15 protein-coding genes are annotated in these 16109 nt (G+C 71.4%); 8 read left to right on the top strand and 7 right to left on the bottom strand.

Translation table 11 applies throughout. The features are described from left to right. Positions 1-273: 273 nt before the first annotated feature. The 6 genes from ACZ7P3_RS18485 to ACZ7P3_RS18460 all read left to right on the top strand — a co-directional run bounded on the left by ACZ7P3_RS18485 (position 274) and on the right by ACZ7P3_RS18460 (position 3419). On the top strand, positions 274-663 hold the full coding sequence (locus ACZ7P3_RS18485; RefSeq protein WP_472082842.1) for a WXG100 family type VII secretion target: 390 nt from the start codon (positions 274-276) through the stop codon (positions 661-663). Between the two features lie 78 nt (positions 664-741). Continuing rightward, on the top strand, positions 742-1056 hold the full coding sequence (locus ACZ7P3_RS18480) for a WXG100 family type VII secretion target (RefSeq protein ID WP_472082840.1): 315 nt from the start codon (positions 742-744) through the stop codon (positions 1054-1056). After that, positions 1041-1691, top strand: a complete 651-nt coding sequence (locus ACZ7P3_RS18475) for a hypothetical protein (protein WP_472082838.1) — start codon at positions 1041-1043, stop codon at positions 1689-1691. Before ACZ7P3_RS18480 ends, ACZ7P3_RS18475 begins: the two co-directional genes overlap by 16 nt. Before the next feature lie 148 nt (positions 1692-1839). Then, complete coding sequence (locus ACZ7P3_RS18470; RefSeq protein ID WP_472082836.1) at positions 1840-2394, top strand: hypothetical protein; 555 nt, start codon at positions 1840-1842, stop codon at positions 2392-2394. A gap of 58 nt (positions 2395-2452) precedes the next feature. Further along, on the top strand, positions 2453-2752 hold the full coding sequence (locus tag ACZ7P3_RS18465; protein ID WP_351613244.1) for an RNase A-like domain-containing protein: 300 nt from the start codon (positions 2453-2455) through the stop codon (positions 2750-2752). A gap of 16 nt (positions 2753-2768) precedes the next feature. Beyond that, positions 2769-3419: a contact-dependent growth inhibition system immunity protein gene (locus ACZ7P3_RS18460; protein WP_472082834.1), complete on the top strand. Its 651-nt coding sequence runs from the start codon at positions 2769-2771 to the stop codon at positions 3417-3419. 191 nt (positions 3420-3610) lie between these two features. Here ACZ7P3_RS18460 and sucB read toward each other — a convergent pair whose 3' ends face one another. From sucB to ACZ7P3_RS18445, 3 genes are all read right to left on the bottom strand, one after another. Further along, a complete protein-coding gene (sucB, locus tag ACZ7P3_RS18455) occupies positions 3611-5377 on the bottom strand; it encodes a 2-oxoglutarate dehydrogenase, E2 component, dihydrolipoamide succinyltransferase (RefSeq protein ID WP_472082832.1) in 1767 nt (588 codons plus the stop codon). 62 nt (positions 5378-5439) lie between these two features. Then, positions 5440-6828: a dihydrolipoyl dehydrogenase gene (lpdA, locus tag ACZ7P3_RS18450; RefSeq protein WP_472082830.1), complete on the bottom strand. Its 1389-nt coding sequence runs from the start codon at positions 6826-6828 to the stop codon at positions 5440-5442. 282 nt (positions 6829-7110) lie between these two features. Beyond that, positions 7111-8637 carry a leucyl aminopeptidase gene (locus tag ACZ7P3_RS18445; protein ID WP_472082828.1) on the bottom strand — a complete coding sequence of 509 codons (1527 nt, stop codon included), beginning with the start codon at positions 8635-8637 and terminating at the stop codon, positions 7111-7113. A gap of 343 nt (positions 8638-8980) precedes the next feature. Between ACZ7P3_RS18445 and ACZ7P3_RS18440 the strand changes: the two genes are divergently transcribed. Further along, complete coding sequence (locus tag ACZ7P3_RS18440; protein WP_472082826.1) at positions 8981-11017, top strand: hypothetical protein; 2037 nt, start codon at positions 8981-8983, stop codon at positions 11015-11017. A gap of 24 nt (positions 11018-11041) precedes the next feature. On the opposite strand, the gene ACZ7P3_RS18435 is transcribed toward ACZ7P3_RS18440, so the two are convergent. Together ACZ7P3_RS18435 and ACZ7P3_RS18430 are read right to left on the bottom strand one after the other, a co-directional pair. Continuing rightward, complete coding sequence (locus ACZ7P3_RS18435; protein ID WP_472082824.1) at positions 11042-11650, bottom strand: RDD family protein; 609 nt, start codon at positions 11648-11650, stop codon at positions 11042-11044. Between the two features lie 245 nt (positions 11651-11895). Continuing rightward, entirely contained in the window at positions 11896-12681 is a 786-nt protein-coding gene (locus ACZ7P3_RS18430) for an adenosylcobinamide-GDP ribazoletransferase (protein ID WP_472082822.1), read from the bottom strand. A gap of 140 nt (positions 12682-12821) precedes the next feature. On the opposite strand from ACZ7P3_RS18430, the gene ACZ7P3_RS18425 reads away from it, so the two are divergent. After that, positions 12822-13586, top strand: a complete 765-nt coding sequence (locus ACZ7P3_RS18425; RefSeq protein WP_472082820.1) for a hypothetical protein — start codon at positions 12822-12824, stop codon at positions 13584-13586. Here ACZ7P3_RS18425 and ACZ7P3_RS18420 read toward each other — a convergent pair. Together ACZ7P3_RS18420 and ACZ7P3_RS18415 are read right to left on the bottom strand one after the other, a co-directional pair. Beyond that, positions 13526-14254, bottom strand: a complete 729-nt coding sequence (locus tag ACZ7P3_RS18420; RefSeq protein WP_472082819.1) for a hypothetical protein — start codon at positions 14252-14254, stop codon at positions 13526-13528. The two genes, ACZ7P3_RS18425 and ACZ7P3_RS18420, sit on opposite strands and share 61 nt — an antisense overlap. Before the next feature lie 10 nt (positions 14255-14264). Then, positions 14265-16061: a phosphatidylglycerol lysyltransferase domain-containing protein gene (locus tag ACZ7P3_RS18415; RefSeq protein WP_472082817.1), complete on the bottom strand. Its 1797-nt coding sequence runs from the start codon at positions 16059-16061 to the stop codon at positions 14265-14267. Positions 16062-16109 lie beyond the last annotated feature (48 nt).

The following is a 16109-nucleotide window of genomic DNA, read 5'->3' as shown; positions in this document are numbered from 1 at the left end:
CCCGGCGGGTCGGCGGGACTCTTAGACAATACGTCCGTGACCGTGGACGGAAGGGGCACGGGTGCTCCCGCCACGGGTGATGCCTGTTACAGAGACGTGCCCCGCCCGGTGCGGAAGCATTCCGCCTCGCCGGCGTACCGCTCCGGGACGGCGCGTCAGCGCCGGAGCTCATGACCGGTAGATGAATCCTGAAGCTCTCGAACTCGCCTTCGATTAGGTTGGGTTCGGCAGACGCAGCAGGCAGCCGAAGCTGATCGGAACGGGGGGCGCGCGATGGGCCGGAAGAAGGACCTGGCGGCCAAGAACGAGGACCTGACCAAGCTGGCCGACGACCTCGGCACCATGCAGGAGCATCTGACCCGGCAGGTCAAGCGCATGGACGGGCTCGTCGACGCGATCGAGGAGGGCTGGCAGGGGCCCGCGGCGGTCGAGTACCGCAAGCTCCACCACTCGGTCGCCGAGGACGCCGTCCGGATCCGCGAGGTCATGAAGAAGCTCGAGGAGGCCGTGCGGCTGAGCCGGGACGGGTTCACCGAGACGGAACTCGAGGTGCTGGCGCGCATGCGTGCCGTCCACGTCGACGTCGAGGCCGAGGCGGACAGGCTGTCCACGCCCACCGAGGTGCAGCCGACGCGCCCGCGCAGCGGCCTCGACCGCCTGTGACACCAGCCGTAGTCAGCGAACGATGCGATCCAGGACGGACGCGCGGTGGTGCCGTTGTCCGGAACGGGGGAGTGCAGCATGCAGGGCGGCAGCGCCGAAGACGACTGCATAGCGGTCTCGTTCGGCACGTTGGAGCATCTGACCGTCGAGCTCGACGACATCCTCAAGCAGCTCAACGGGCAACTGGAGGACCTCTACACGCGCCTGGTGCCGGTCGTCGCGTCCTGGCGGGGTGAGGCCCGCGATGTGTTCCTCGGCGAGCTCGACAAGTGGGACAAGTCGGCGAGGGATCTGCAGGCGGCCCACAAGTGGCTGCACGAGGTCGTGACCAGTGGTCATCGCGGGTATGCGGCCGCGCACAGCGCGGTGCTGCGGGGATGGGGCGGCGCCTGATGGCCGAGCGGCGGCCCACCGATGAGGAGCGCAACAAGGAGCGGACCGAGGCCCGGACCCGCTCACCCAAGACGGACGGCGGTGGATTCGACGTACAGCCGCAGCACCTCTACTACACCGCCCTCGTGGTGCGCGACGGGCAGTTCGACTACGACAAGGGCGCCACGGTGCTGGTCGGGGTGCTGAACGAGTACAGCCAGTCGGCCGGTGCCGGCTGGGGTGCGGACGCCTTCTCGGCGGCCTACAAGTCCGTGAACGAGAAGTTTCTCGAGCTCTGGGCGAAGAGCGTGGTCAGCGTGGGCGGCGTCGCGGTCGGCCTGACGGACACGGCGAACAAGTACCGCCAGGCCGACTGGCAGGCCCGCAGGATGCAAGGGCCCCCGACGCCCCCGAAGGCGCCCCCGGCCGTCATCGGCAAGGCGCCCACGTACGGCCCGGTCCACGACATCAAGTGGTCCGGTACCGGCAAGGACGCGGACTCCTCGGAGATCGCGGGCATCCTCGGCGAGATCCCCGACTTCCTCGCCGATGTGATCCGGCCGGCCATCGAGCACGGCCTCAGGCTCGGCAAGATGCCACGAAAGAATTCACGGTGGGAACGGTCGACACCGGGAATCATGCGATTCCGGTCGTGACGGGACGTACGGCGGCAGTGGTGAGTGACTGTGTGACGCCACCGCAGGACGCCCACGGGGTCGCGACGGTACTCAAGAACGAACCGAGCCTGAATCCGCCGTTCGTCGTTTATACATCCATGCCCAAATGATGGGTGAGGAGATAGTGATGGCCGAACTCAACGAGCAGACGTGGGCCGATGCGATCGGCATGTACGAGCGTCGGGTGACTATTGCCAAGGTGACGAGCAGAGAGCATGAGAACTGGGTGCTCGATGTGTCCACCCTGATGCACTCTGACACCCGCGATGTCCGTGGGTGGCGCACGGTGGACCACTGGGAGGGAGACCTCGACAGGCTCGACGAACCGTCCTATCCCTTTGTCATGCCTCCGGGTGCTGCCGCGACGGCGGACGGCTGGAAGTCTCATCTGCATGAGATCCCGCGTTCTCAGGCCATGCGGTTCCTTGTGGCGCTTTCCACACCGTGGATCGATGTCACGCAGGAACCGGATTTCGAGGAGCGCAGGGAGACCCTCGAAGTGAACGCCCGCGTCATCCTCTCGCGATTCCCGGAGGGCTCGCACTTCTACGCGAACACCGGACGTGACCGCGACTACTACCAGCGGGTTTCCGGCTGGAATTCCTTTTCCTCGCGCACCTACGACTTCGGCCTGGTACTCGTCTCGGAGACGGAAGTCGGGATGGTCTGGTCATTCCGCTGATGTGACGCGATCCGCCGCCTGCCCAGATCCTCCGTACTGCACACCAGGGAGAAGCCCCGTGCGTACCCGTACCGCCACCTACCCCGACCGGGAAACCGCCCAGTGGGCGACTCAGCACGTGGTCACCCGCAACGAGCAGGTCATCCACCGCTGGCTGGCCCAGTCCACCCGGCGGCGGCTGACGATCGAGGCGGCCTGGCCGTCCCGGGAGGAGCCCGTCGGCAGGGTGCTGCTGCAGGCCATGATGCTGGCCGGGCGCGGAGCCGTCGACGTACGGGCCGCCCGGGTCGTGCTGCGCCGCGAGCCGTCCGCCGCGCACGGGTTCGCCGTACACGCCAGCTTCCCCGTCTACCTGTGAAGGCAGTGGTCCGACCGTGGCACTGACCCCCCTTGAGTACGACCGCGGATACGGCGAGCTGGACCAGGTCCTGCGCGCCTATCTCGGCCTGCCGGCAGACGACACCGAGGAGAAGCCGAGCGCGGCCCTCACCGCGTATCTGCGGCACACCTGGCACACCCGCCCCTGGGCGCTCGCCGCCGCCGAGAGCCGGCTGCGGGAGTACGCGAGCACCCCGCCGGGGCGGCTGAGGGTCCGCCTCGGTGAGTTCTACGACCTTCCGGACGTGGGCCTGGCCGACGCGGAGATCCTGGACTGGCTGACGCTGGTCGCCGACCACATCCGCCGAAGTGTGGAGGAGGGGCTGGTCCCGACGCCGGCGAAGCCGGACACGCACTGGGAGTGGCATGCCAGGTTCCCCGAGCTCGGGCAGTTCCTCGGCGGCTGGTTCTCGCAGGACATGCCCGACGAGTTCGACGGGCACGACGCGGCGGTGGACGACTATGCCGCGACGACCGACCGGCAGCTCGTCGCGCGGCTGGTGGGGGAGATCCGGGAACTGCTGGCCCTCGGGCTCGACGAGGGCGAGTACGTCGTCGGCGCCGCCGAGCTGGGCCTGGAGGTCGAGGCCCCGGACCAGTACGGCGTGAGCGGCTGGCTCGCGCTGGTGGCGGCCCGCCTCGCGTAGCGGCGCCCCGCCGGCAGGAGCGCCCGCCCCGTTCGGCAGGAGCGCCCGCCCCGTTCGGCAGGAGCGCCCGTCAGGACGGCACGAGCGTCCGTCAGGACGCCGCGGCTACCCGTCGGCACGAGCAGCGGAGCCCCCGTCCGGAGAGAACTCCGGACGGGGGCTCCGTCGTACTGCTGTGAGGCTCCTGAGCCTTACAGGCCCAGCTCGACCTCGAACTCGCCCGCCTCCAGGATGGCCTTGACCGCCGTCAGGTAACGGGCCGCGTCGGCGCCGTCGACCAGGCGGTGGTCGTAGGAGAGGGTCAGGTAGGTCATGTCGCGGACGCCGATGACCGTGCCCTCCTCGGTCTCGATGACGGCCGGACGCTTGACCGTGGCACCGATGCCGAGGATCGCGACCTGGTTCGGCGGCACGATGATCGTGTCGAACAGCGCGCCGCGCGAGCCGGTGTTGGAGATGGTGAAGGTCGCGCCGGACAGCTCGTCCGGGGTGATCTTGTTGGCGCGGACCTTGCCCGCCAGGTCGGCCGTGGCCTTGGCGATGCCGGCGATGTTCAGGTCGCCCGCACCCTTGATGACCGGGGTCATCAGGCCCTTCTCGGAGTCCACCGCGATACCGATGTTCTCGGCGTCGAAGTAGGTGATCGTGCCCTCGGCCTCGTTGATCCGGGCGTTGATGACCGGGTGGGCCTTCAGCGCCTGGGCCGCGGCCTTGACGAAGAACGGCATCGGGGAGAGCTTGACGCCCTCACGGGCGGCGAAGGAGTCCTTCGCCTTGCCGCGCAGCTTCATCAGGCGGGTGACGTCGACCTCGACGACCGACGACAGCTGGGCCTGCTCGTGCAGCGCCTTGACCATGTTGTCGCCGATGACCTTGCGGATGCGAGGCATCTTGACGGTCTGGCCGCGCAGCGGGGAGACCTCCAGCGCCGGGGCCTTCTTGGCGGCGGCGGCCGGAGCCGCGGCGGCCGGAGCCGGAGCGGCGGCGGCCTTCGCGGCCTCGGCGGCGGCGATGACGTCCTGCTTGCGGATGCGGCCGCCGACGCCGGTGCCCTTGACGGTGGCCAGATCGACGCCGTTCTCGGCGGCGAGCTTGCGCACCAGCGGGGTGACGTAGGCGCCCTCGTCCGTCGCCTGGGCGGCGGGAGCGGGGGCGGCCGGAGCCGGGGTGACCGGGGCCGGGGCCGGGGCGGCCGGAGCCGGGGCGGCGGCGACCGGGGCGGGCGCCGGAGCCGGAGCGGCAGGCGCCGGGGCGGCCGGAGCCGCGGGGGCGGCCGGGGCCGGGGCCGGAGCGGCCGGGGCAGCGGCGGCGGGCGCCGGGGCGGCCGGAGCCGGAGCGGCGGCCGGGGCGGCACCCGGGGCGCCGATGACGGCGAGCTTGGCGCCGACCTCGGCGGTCTCGTCCTCGCCGACCACGATCTCCAGCAGCACGCCGGAGGCGGGCGCCGGGATCTCGGTGTCGACCTTGTCCGTGGAGACCTCGAGCAGCGGCTCGTCGGCCTCGACGCTCTCGCCGACCGACTTCAGCCAGCGGGTGACGGTGCCCTCGGTGACGGACTCGCCGAGCGCGGGCAGGACCACGTCGGTGCCCTCGGCGCCACCGGCCGGAGCGGCCGGGGCCTCGGGGGCGGGGGCCGGGGCGGCGGGCGCCTCGGCGGCGGGGGCGGCCGGGGCCGGAGCCTCGGCGGCCGCGGGGGCCGGAGCGGCAGCCGGCGCGCCCGTGCCGTCGTCGATCACGGCCAGTTCGGCGCCGACCTCGACGGTCTCGTCCTCGGCGACCTTGATGGAGGCCAGCACGCCGGCGGCGGGCGAGGGGATCTCGGTGTCGACCTTGTCGGTCGACACCTCCAGCAGCGGCTCGTCGGCCTCGACGCGCTCGCCCTCGGCCTTCAGCCAGCGGGTGACAGTGCCCTCGGTGACGCTCTCACCGAGCGCCGGAAGGGTTACGGAAACCGCCATGGTTTCGGTTGCTCCTTACGAAATTGCGGAAGTCTGTGTCGTCGCGCCCGTTGACCGAAGGCTCAGTCGTGGGAGTGCAGGGGCTTGCCGGCCAGCGCCAGGTGCGCCTCGCCCATCGCCTCGTTCTGCGTCGGGTGGGCGTGGATGAGCTGGGCCACCTCGGCCGGCAGCGCCTCCCAGTTGTAGATCAGCTGAGCCTCGCCGACCTGCTCACCCATGCGGTCGCCGACCATGTGGACGCCGACCACGGCACCGTCCTTCACCTGGACGAGCTTGATCTCGCCCGCGGTGTTCAGGATCTTGCTCTTGCCGTTGCCCGCCAGGTTGTACTTCAGAGCGACGACCTTGTCCGCGCCGTAGATCTCCTTGGCCTTGGCCTCGGTGATACCGACGGAGGCGACCTCCGGGTGGCAGTACGTCACCCGCGGGACACCGTCGTAGTCGATCGGAACGACCTTCAGACCGGCCAGACGCTCCGCCACCAGGATGCCCTCGGCGAAGCCGACGTGCGCGAGCTGGAGCGTCGGGACGAGGTCGCCGACGGCGGAGATGGTCGGAACGTTGGTGCGCATGTACTCGTCGACGAGGACGTAGCCGCGGTCCATGGCGACCCCGGCCTCCTCGTAGCCCAGGCCCTGGGAGACCGGGCCGCGGCCGACGGCGACGAGCAGGACCTCGGCCTCGAACTCCTTGCCGTCGGCAAGGGTGACCTTCACGCCGTCCTGGGTGTACTCGGCCTTCTGGAAGAAGGTGCCCAGGTTGAACTTGATGCCGCGCTTGCGGAACGCGCGCTCAAGAAGCTTCGAGCTGTTCTCGTCCTCGACCGGGACGAGGTGCTTCAGGCCCTCGACGACCGTGACGTCCGAGCCGAAGGACTTCCACGCCGAGGCGAACTCGACGCCGATGACACCGCCGCCCAGGACGATCGCGGACTTCGGCACGCGGTCCAGGACGAGGGCGTGGTCGGAGGAGATGATCCGGTCGCCGTCGATCTGCAGGCCCGGCAGCGACTTCGGCACCGAGCCGGTCGCCAGCAGGACGTGGCGGCCCTGGATCCGCTGACCGTTCACGTCGACGGAGGTCGGGGAGGACAGTCGGCCCTCACCCTCGATGTAGGTCACCTTGCGGGAGGCGATCAGGCCCTGCAGACCCTTGTACAGGCCGGCGATGACGCCGTCCTTGTACTTGTGGACGGCCGGGACGTCGATGCCCTCGAAGGTGGCCTTGACGCCGAACTGCTCGCTCTCGCGGGCCTGGTCGGCGATCTCGCCCGCGTGCAGCAGGGCCTTGGTGGGGATGCAACCCCGGTGCAGGCAGGTGCCGCCGACCTTGTCCTTCTCGATCAGGGCGACGTCCAGGCCCAGCTGCGCCCCGCGCAGGGCCGCGGCGTAACCACCGCTACCACCGCCGAGGATCACTAGGTCGAAAACGGTGCTGGCGTCGTTCGCCACGTCACGTCCTCCATGCATGTGCGCCGTAGACCGGTCGTCGATGACCGGCGGGCGGCTGGTGTCCGGCCGCTTGATGCTTCGGCCCTTCGGTGGGGGCCCTGTCCTGCCGGGCTCCATCTTTGCACTTGTTCGAGGCGTACGAGACGCCGGGCTGGGGTGTGAGACACCCCACGTACAGCTGAAAACAGGGGGTGGCGACGGGCAGGGGCGGGGGAACCGCGCGAACAACCCCCACGCCCCTGCAGCCGCCGTACTACGGAATGGACCGAGCCGTCGGGCGAATCAGCCCAGGTCACCCGCGGCGGTGAGCTCCGCCAGCCGTACGAGCGTGCGCACGGCGGTGCCGGTCCCGCCCTTCGGCGTGTAACCGAACGGCCCGCCCTCGTTGAACGCGGGGCCCGCGATGTCGAGGTGGGCCCAGGCGATCCCCTCGCCCACGAACTCGCGCAGGAACAGTCCGGCGACCAGGCCGCCGCCCATCCGCTCGCCCATGTTCGCGAGGTCGGCGACGGGCGAGTCCATCCCCTTGCGCAGGTGCTCGGGCAGCGGCATCGGCCAGGCCGGCTCGCCGACCTCCTCCGCGGCCTCGTACACCGAGGTGCGGAAGGAGTCGTCGTTCGCCATGACCCCGAAGGTCCGGCTGCCCAGCGCCAGCATCATCGCGCCGGTCAGCGTGGCCACGTCCACGATCGCGTCCGGCTTCTCCTGCGAGGCCGCCCACAGCGCGTCCGCCAGGACCAGGCGGCCCTCGGCGTCGGTGTTGAGGACCTCGACGGTCTTGCCGCTGTACATGCGCAGGACGTCACCGGGGCGGGTGGCGGTGCCCGACGGCATGTTCTCGGCCAGCGCCAGCCAGCCGGTGACATTGACCTCCAGGCCGAGGCGCGCGGCGGCGACGACCGCGGCGAACACCGCGGCGGCACCGCTCATGTCGCACTTCATCGTCTCGTTGTGGCCGGCCGGCTTCAGCGAGATGCCGCCCGAGTCGTAGGTGATGCCCTTGCCGACGAACGCGAGGTGCTTGCCGGCCTTCGGGTGCGTGTACGACAGCTTGACCAGGCGCGGAGCCGCGGCCGAGCCGTTGCCGACGCCGAGGATGCCGCCGTAGCCGCCCTTGGCCAGGGCCTTCTCGTCGAGCACCTGCACCTTGAGGCCGTGCTCCTTGGCCGCGGCCTGCGCCTCGGCGGCGAACGCCGCCGGGGTGAGGTCGTTCGGCGGCATGTTGATCAGGTCGCGGGAGCGGTTGAGCTCCTCGGAGACCGCGAGGGCCCGGGCCACGGCCCCCTTGTGGGCGGCGTCGCGCGGCTTGCCGCCGAGCAGGGTGGCCTCGGCAAGGGGAGCCTTGCCGTTCTTGGCCCTGGCGTCCTTCGCGCTGTCCTTGTACGCGTCGAAGGAGTAGGCGCCGAGCACGATGCCCTCGCCGATCGCGCCGATCGCGCCGGGGCCGTCGACGGGCAGGGCGAACGCGGCCTTCTTGCAGCCGGCGAGGGTCCGCGCGGCCACACCGGCCGCCTTGCGCAGCGCCTCGGGGTCGTAGCCGGCGTCCTTCTCGGTCTCCGGGCCCAGGCCCACAGCCACCACGAGCGGCGCCTTGAAGCCGGCCGGGGCGGGCAGTTTGGTCAGCTCGCCCTCGGCACCCGAGGCGCCGAGGGTCTCCAGGACGCCGGCCAGCCTGCCGTCGTACGCCTTGTCCACTGCTTCGGCGCCCGGCGTGACGACGGGGCCCTTCGCGCCCTTGGCGACACCGATCACGATCGCGTCGGCCCGCAGGCCGGGCGCCGCGGCGGTGCTGAGAGTCAGAGCAGTCACGGTGGTGAAATCTCGCTTCCGATGTGAAGTTGCTATGGCCGATGAGGGGTGGGTCGACCGGGCCCGAGAGCCGACCCTAGGTCCAGGCCTGGGGGTATGTGGCAACCGGGGTCTTCACCCTGTCGGCGAACACCCGGAACGAGACTACGCGCGTGCGCCCGCTCGCTCATTCATGCGGGCGTTCACCCGTACGTGGCGTCGTGGTCACTTCTCGCCTCTGTGCGTCGGCGGGCTGAGCCACACTCGTCGGGTTCCGGTGGGTCGGCCGTCCACCGCTTCACATGTTTTCCACAGATCCCCCGTGATTTCATCACGGGGGATCTTCTAGGGGGAGGAACCAGCCATGGCTCGTCGAGCGCATCGCCGGAGAACCGCGACCGTCACCGTGACGGCCGCCGCACTGATCACCCTGGGCCTGGCCGCGCCGGGCGCCTCGGCCGCCACCGACCCGCGCATCGATCTGCGGGTCCTGGTGGTCGACGACGGCGGCAGCCCGGTCGGCGCGATCACCGCAGAGCTGAAGAGCGAGGGCATCCCGTACACCACCGTCGACCTGCACGACTCCGGCCGCCCCACCATCACCGGCAGCTTCCTGGGCGACACGGTGAGCGGCCGGCCGCGCGCCAGGTTCCAGGGCGTGGTGCTGCCGAACGAGGCCCCGTTCGGCGCGGGCTCCGCCGAGCAGACGGCGCTGGAGACGTACGAGAAGGCGTACGGCATCCCGCAGGTCGACGCCTCCACCTGGGCCCATCCCGAGGTCGGCCTCGACTACACCGACCAGAACGGCTACGCCGGAGGTCTCGACGGCACTGAGGCCGCCGTCACCGCGGCCGGCAAGGCGGGCCCGTTCGGGTATCTGGCCGGCGCCTTCTCCTTCGAGGACAACTCGCCCTCCGTGCCGGAGAGCTACGGCTTCGTCGCCCAGCCCCGCACCGGTTTCACCAGCTACGTCGACGTCCCCGTCCCCGGTGGCACCGGCACCGGCAGCCTGCTCGGCGAGTACGCCCACGACGGGCGCCGCGAGCTGGTGGTGACCTTCGCCTACAACCAGTACCAGCAGCAGTTCCGGGTGCTGGCCCGGGGCATCGTGGAGTGGCTGACCCAGGGGGTGCATCTCGGGCAGGCCCGCAACTACTTCGCCGTGCACGTGGACGACGTCTTCGCGGACGACGCCCGCTGGGACACCGAACGCAACTGCACGCCCGGCGACATCGACTGCGGCAGCGGCACCGCCGACACGACCACACCGATCCGGATGACCGCGGACGACGCCCGGTACGCGGCCTCCTGGGAGCAGAGCCACGGTTTCACGCTGGACCTGGTGTTCAACGCGGGTGCCGGCGAGGAGTGGAAGAGCGAGAACGGCGGCAAGGACGCGCTGGCCGACCAGCTGCTCGCGGACAGGGCGAGGTACCGCTGGGTGAACCACACCTACACCCACCTGTTCCTCGGCTGCGTCCAGGACACCTCGACCGTGCCGTGGAGCTGCACGAAGAACGCCGACGGCTCGACGAAATGGGTGAGCCGCTCCGACATCTCCGGGGAGATCTCGGACAACTACAACTGGGCGCTCCGGCACGGGCTGTCCGTCGACCGCAGCGAGCTGGTCACCGGCGAGCACTCGGGTCTGAAGACGCTGCCCCAGCAGCCCCAGGACAACCCCGAACTCGGACCGGCGCTCGCCGCGAACGGCGTGAAGTGGACCGCCTCGGACAACTCCCGCGAACCCGAGCAGCGGGCCGTGGGCAACAGCACGCTCACCGTGCCGCGCTACCCCATGAACGTCTACTACAACGCGGGCACCAAGGCCGAGATGGCCGACGAGTACAACTGGATCTACACGTCCAGGGCGGACGGCGGCAGCGGGCTGTGCGAGAACAACCCGGCCTCCACCTGCCTCCCGCAGCCACTGGACACCGCCACCGGCTACACGGACCGGATCGTGCCCGCCGAGGCCCGCACCGACCTCGGGCACGTGCTGAGCAACGACCCGCGCCCGCACTACGCACACCAGTCCAACCTGGCCGAGGAACGCGTCCTCTACCCGGTCCTGGACCGCGTGCTCGCCGACTACCAGGCGCTGTTCGCCGCCGACACCCCGATCGTCAACCTGCGGCAGAGCGCCATCGGCGCCGAGCTGCAGAACCGGGCCAAGTGGCAGACCGCGCTCGACAGCGGCAAGGTCACCGCCTACCGGATCGGCAGCACCGTCACCGTCACCGCGCCGTCCGGCACCCAGATCCCGGTGACGGCACCGGAGGGCACCAGGCAGCAACTCCTGCTGAGCACCCCCGCCTTCGGCACGGCCTACGCCGGTGAGCGCTCCGCATGGGCGGCACCCGGCCTGCTCCAGTCGGCGCTCACGCTGAAGCTGCCGTAGCCGCAGGGTGCCCGGCACGGGCGCTCACCCCTGGGGCACGCCGCCCCAGGGTGTGGGCTCCGCCCGCCGGAGGATTCCCTCGACCGAGGTACCGGCCAGCCGGTCGGCCAGGGAGCGGCCGCCGGGGGAGAGCACGGGCACCGCATTGACCAGGAACAGCACCACCGCGGCCCCCCACACCACCACCGACAGCACGAAGTGGCCCTCGATCAGCAGCACACAGGCCAGGGCGTACACGGCGACGTCGGCGGCGGTGGTGACGACGGCCCGGCGCACCGCGTGCCGGGGCAGGCGCGGACCGACCCGGAGCCCGAGCAGGCCCTTGCCGAGGGTGCGGCCGAGCAGCGCGAGACAGGCCCACTGGTAGAGGAACGTGACGACGACGAGCGCGCCGAACGCCTCCTCCACGTCGAGCACCGCCTCGTCCCACAGCGACAGGCCGAGCGACTCGGAGGCGCCGATGACGTCACCGCGGGAGGTCAGCAGGTCGAAGCCGCCACGGGTGGCCAGCTCCGGCACATCGGTGACGAGCGCGGTGATCCGGTGGAAGGTGAACACCGCGAGCAGCGAGGCCGCTGTCAGCACCAGGGCGAAGTCGATGAACCAGGCCACGGCACGGCGCAGCTTCAGCACGGATGTCCCCCGATCACACTCTTCTTGTCCGTGTACCGGCGAAGCCTAGCGACCCACGGGCCTGGCGACCCACGGGCCTGGCGACCCACGGGCCTGGCGACCCACGGGCCTGGCGACCCACGGGCCTGGCGACCCACGGGCCCAGCGACCCACGGGCCCAGCGACCCACGGGCCCAGCGACCCACGGGCCCAGCGACCCACGGGCCCAGCGACCCGCGGGCCCAACGGCCCAGGGACCTAGCGTCCTAGCGACCCAGGGACAGCACCACGAGCGCGGTCGTCGCCGCCGTCTCCGCGAGGGCGCCGAACACGTCCCCGGTGACTCCGCCGAACCGGCGCGTGCAGCGGCGCAGCAGGAGTTCGGCGGCGGCGAGGGACAGCAGCACCGCGGCCGCCGCCCGCAGGCCGCCGTACGGTCCGAAGGCCGACCCCCACGCGGCCGAGACGATCACACAGACGGCCGTGACGGCCAGCGCGCCCGGCACCGGCACCACCCCGGCGACCGCCGCCCCCAGCCCCTCCGGCCGGGCGGCCGGCACACCGGTGCGCGCGGCCAGGGTGAGCGCAAGACGGGCCGCGACCGCCGAGGTCACCGCCGCCACGGCGCCCCGCGCCCAGGAGTCGCCGTAGAGCTGCGCCAGCACGGCGACCTGGGCCAGCAGCACCAGCACGAGGGTGAGCACCCCGAACGGCCCGATGTCCGACTGCTTCATGATCCGCAGCGCGTCCGCGGCCGGCTTGCCGCTGCCCAGCCCGTCCGCGGTGTCGGCGAGGCCGTCCAGATGCAGCCCACGGGTCAGTGCCGCCGGTACGGCGGCCGAGGCGACGGCGGCGAGCAGGGTACCGGCACCCAGGAGGAGCAGCAGCAGCCCGAGGCCCGCCGCAGCGCAGCCCACGACCAGTCCGGCCACCGGGGCGCCGAGCATGCCGGCGCGCGCGGCCTGCCGGTCCCAGCGGTGCACCCGGACGGGCAGCACGGTCAGTGTGCCGAAGGCGAAGCGCAGGCCGTCGAGAGGGGAGGTCTTGAGCACCGGCGCAGGGTACCGGGCCGCCGTGCTCCCCGCCGCGGCCGGGGACGCTGCGTCATCCGGGGGACGGCCCCCGGACACCCGGCCGGACATCCCGCCGGACGGCGCTGAAACAGCCGGGCTCATGTGAGTAATGTGCGCACATGGGGCACTGGTGGGAGCGGAACATCGTGGAGCCGGGCAAGCTGCCCCTGCTGCTGGCCCTGACCGCCTTCGTCGTCACCTTCGTCGTCACCCGGGTCATCACCCGGCTGATCCGGGCCGGCAAGGGGCCCTTCGGCAACGTCAGAGCGGGCGGGCTGCACATCCACCACGTGGTCCCCGGGGTCGTCCTGACGGTCATCGGGGGCTTCGGCGCCGTGGCCAGCGACCGGCACGGGGCCGGCGGGGCCGTCGCCGCGGTCCTCTTCGGCATGGGGGTGGGTCTGGTCCTGGACGAGTTCGCGCTGATCCTGCACCTGGACGACGTCTACTGGACCGAGGAGGGCCGCAAGAGCGTCGAGGCCGTCGTGCTCACCGCCGCCCTGGTCGGCCTGCTGCTGGCCGGGTTCTCGCCGTTCGGCGTCAACGACCTGTCCGCCGAGGAACTCCAGGACCGGGGCACGGTCATCGCCAACATCGGCGTGAACTTCCTCTTCTCCCTCATCGCCCTGAGCAAGGGCAAGGCCCGCATCGCGATCTACGGCATCGTCGTGCCCCTGATCGCGTTCTTCGGTGCGGTCAGGCTGGCCCGCCCCGGCTCCCTCTGGGCCCGCCGCTTCTACGGCGGCCGCCCCCGCGCCCGGGCCAAGGCCGCCCTGCGCGCCTACCACCACGACCGTCGCTGGGCCGGGCCCCGGCGCGTCCTTCAGGACTGGATCGGCGGCAAGCCCGACCCGCGCCCGGTCCGGCTGCCCGGCCACCGGTGACGCCGCCGCAGCCGGTAGCCGTAGCGGTGCCGCAGCGCCGCCAGCAGGCACAGCGTCCCCACGGCCATCAGCGCGGCCAGGTGCTCCTTGCCCGCCAGGTTCTCCTTGAGCAGCACCTCGGCCACCATGGCCGCGGTCACCGCACCCGCCGTCGCGTAGGCGCCGTACCGCCAGGCCACGAACACGGCGAGTCCCACCACGGCCGCCGACGGACCGGTGTCCACGACCTGCGCGTCCGTCCAGGGAAGGCCGAACGGGGCGTGCGGGCCGAGCGCGATGCCCAGCCGCGCGTACAGCGTCCCGGCGAGCGTGGCGACGTAGGCGATCGTCAGCGTCCGCCACCAGCCCAGGCAGATCTCGGCGATCCCGAACACCAGCAGGATCTGCGCGAGCGCACCCCACACCGGCAGGTCGAGCGCCGGGACGAACAGCGACAGCGGGGTGCGCAGCAGGGCCAGTCCCAGCGGGTCCTGTGCCCGTACGGCACCCATGTTCTGCACGAACTGATAGCCCCACGACCGGTTCTGCACGTACTGGAGGAGCGCGGTCAGGCACACCGCCCAGACGGTCATCGGAGCCGCCCGCAGATGCTGTTTGAGCAGGGGCTCGCGCACCGTGACGTACAGCAGTCCCCACTCGGCACGGGCCCAGCGGGCGAGCGTCCTCATCAAGCGTTCCTCATCGGTGCGTGTCCAGGTGCCTGCGGTGCAGCCACTTCGGCAGTCCCGGCGCCTCCAGGAAGCCCTCGGCGCGGGCCGCGGCGAGGCCGATGCGCAGCAGGTCCGCGCTCTTCTCGAAGAGCAGGAACCGCGGCTCCCAGATGGGCCGGTACTTGGCGTTGGCGCGGTACAGCGACTCGATCTGCCACCAGCGGGAGAAGAAGCTGAGCAGCGACCGCCACAGCCTCAGCACCGGTCCGGCACCGAGGCGTGCGCCACGTTCGAAGACCGACCGGAACACGGCGAAGTTCAGTGAGACCTGGGTGATCTCGATCTCCTGGGCGCGGCGCAGCAGTTCGATGACCATGAACTCCATCAGCCCGTTCTCGGAGTCCCGGTCCCGCCGCATGAGGTCCAGGGACAGTCCGTGCGGGCCCCAGGGCACGAAGGAGAGCAGTGCGCGCAGCCTGCCCTCGGCGTCCGTGCACTCCAGCATCACGCACCGCCCGTCCTCGGGGTCCCCGAGCCGGCCGAGCGCCATGCTGAAACCGCGCTCGGTCGCCCCGTCCCGCCAGTCGTTCGCGCGCTCGATCAGATACGCCATGTCGCTCGCCGGGATGTCCTCGTGCCGTCGGATGCGCACCTCGTAGCCGGCCCGCTTCACCCGGTTGTAGGCCTGCCGGACGGTCCGCATCGCCCGCCCCTCCAGGGTGAACTCGGCCACCTCCACGATCGCCTCGTCGCCGAGTTCCAGCGCGTCGAGACCGTGCCGGGCGTAGACCGTCCCCGCTTCCTCGCCCGCGCCCATGACCGCCGGGATCCACCCGTGGGCCCGCGCCTCGGCCAGCCACGGCACGATCGCGCCGGGCCACGCCTCCGGGTCGCCCAGCGGATCCCCGGAGGCCAGGCTCACCCCGCCGACCACCCGATAGGCGACGGCCGCCTTGCCGGTCGGCGACCACACCACGCTCTTCTCCCGGCGCAGCGCGAAGTAGCCGAGCGAGTCCCGCTCGCCGTGCCGCTCCAGCAGACCGCTCAGCCGCTTCTCGTCGTCCTCGGTGAGCGGGTCCACGGCCCGCCGGGAGCGGAAGGCGGCGTAGAAGACGGCGAGCACGAGCAGCGTACTGAGCACGTTGATCGCCACGTTGGCCCAGTTGGGCGGCTCGATCCCCGGGAAGTGGCTCTCGTCGGCGGCCACCGACACCAGCCGCAGGGTGCCGTAGTGCCAGCGCTCCAGGAACGTCGAACGGGCCGCGTCCGGCGCCTGGTCGGTGACCGTGATCAGCAGCCCGGCGAGCAGGGAGGCGACGAGCCCGGCGCCGACGGCGACGGTCGCGGCGAGCCGTGGGTTGGACCGGTCGCCCTTGGCGTAGAACTCCCGGCGCCCGACCAGCAGCGCCCCGACGAAGGCGGCCGTGAGCACCAGGGAGATCCAGTTCTGCGCGTACTGCCGGATCTCCGGGAACGCCATGGCGAACGCGAACAGCGCCAGGAACAGGCCGCTCAGCACCAGGTTCAGGATCCATGCGGCCCGCTTGCGCCGCCGCATGGTGATGGCGAGGAACGCGGTGAACAGGCCCGAGGCGAAGCCGGCCGTCAGCAGGTACGGAGTGAAGTAGTTCTCCTGGTTGTGCCGGCGCACGTCCTGGCCCAGCGACACCCACACCGCGCTGAGGAAGTTGACGAAGGCGACGGCTCGCAGGTACCAGACGGCGACGGCGGCGGCCCGCCGGGAAGCCCCGGTGGACCGCCGCCCCTGCTCGCTGGACCGCTCCGGTTCGGCTTGCTGTTCCACGGCAATTCGGGCATCTCCCATGAGGGAGGATCATATGGGGCCGCCCCGGCGAACCACACTTTTGCCGCC

The organism is Streptomyces sp. NPDC107581, assembly GCF_055657175.1.
This window is presented reverse-complemented; position numbering and strand designations above follow the sequence as displayed.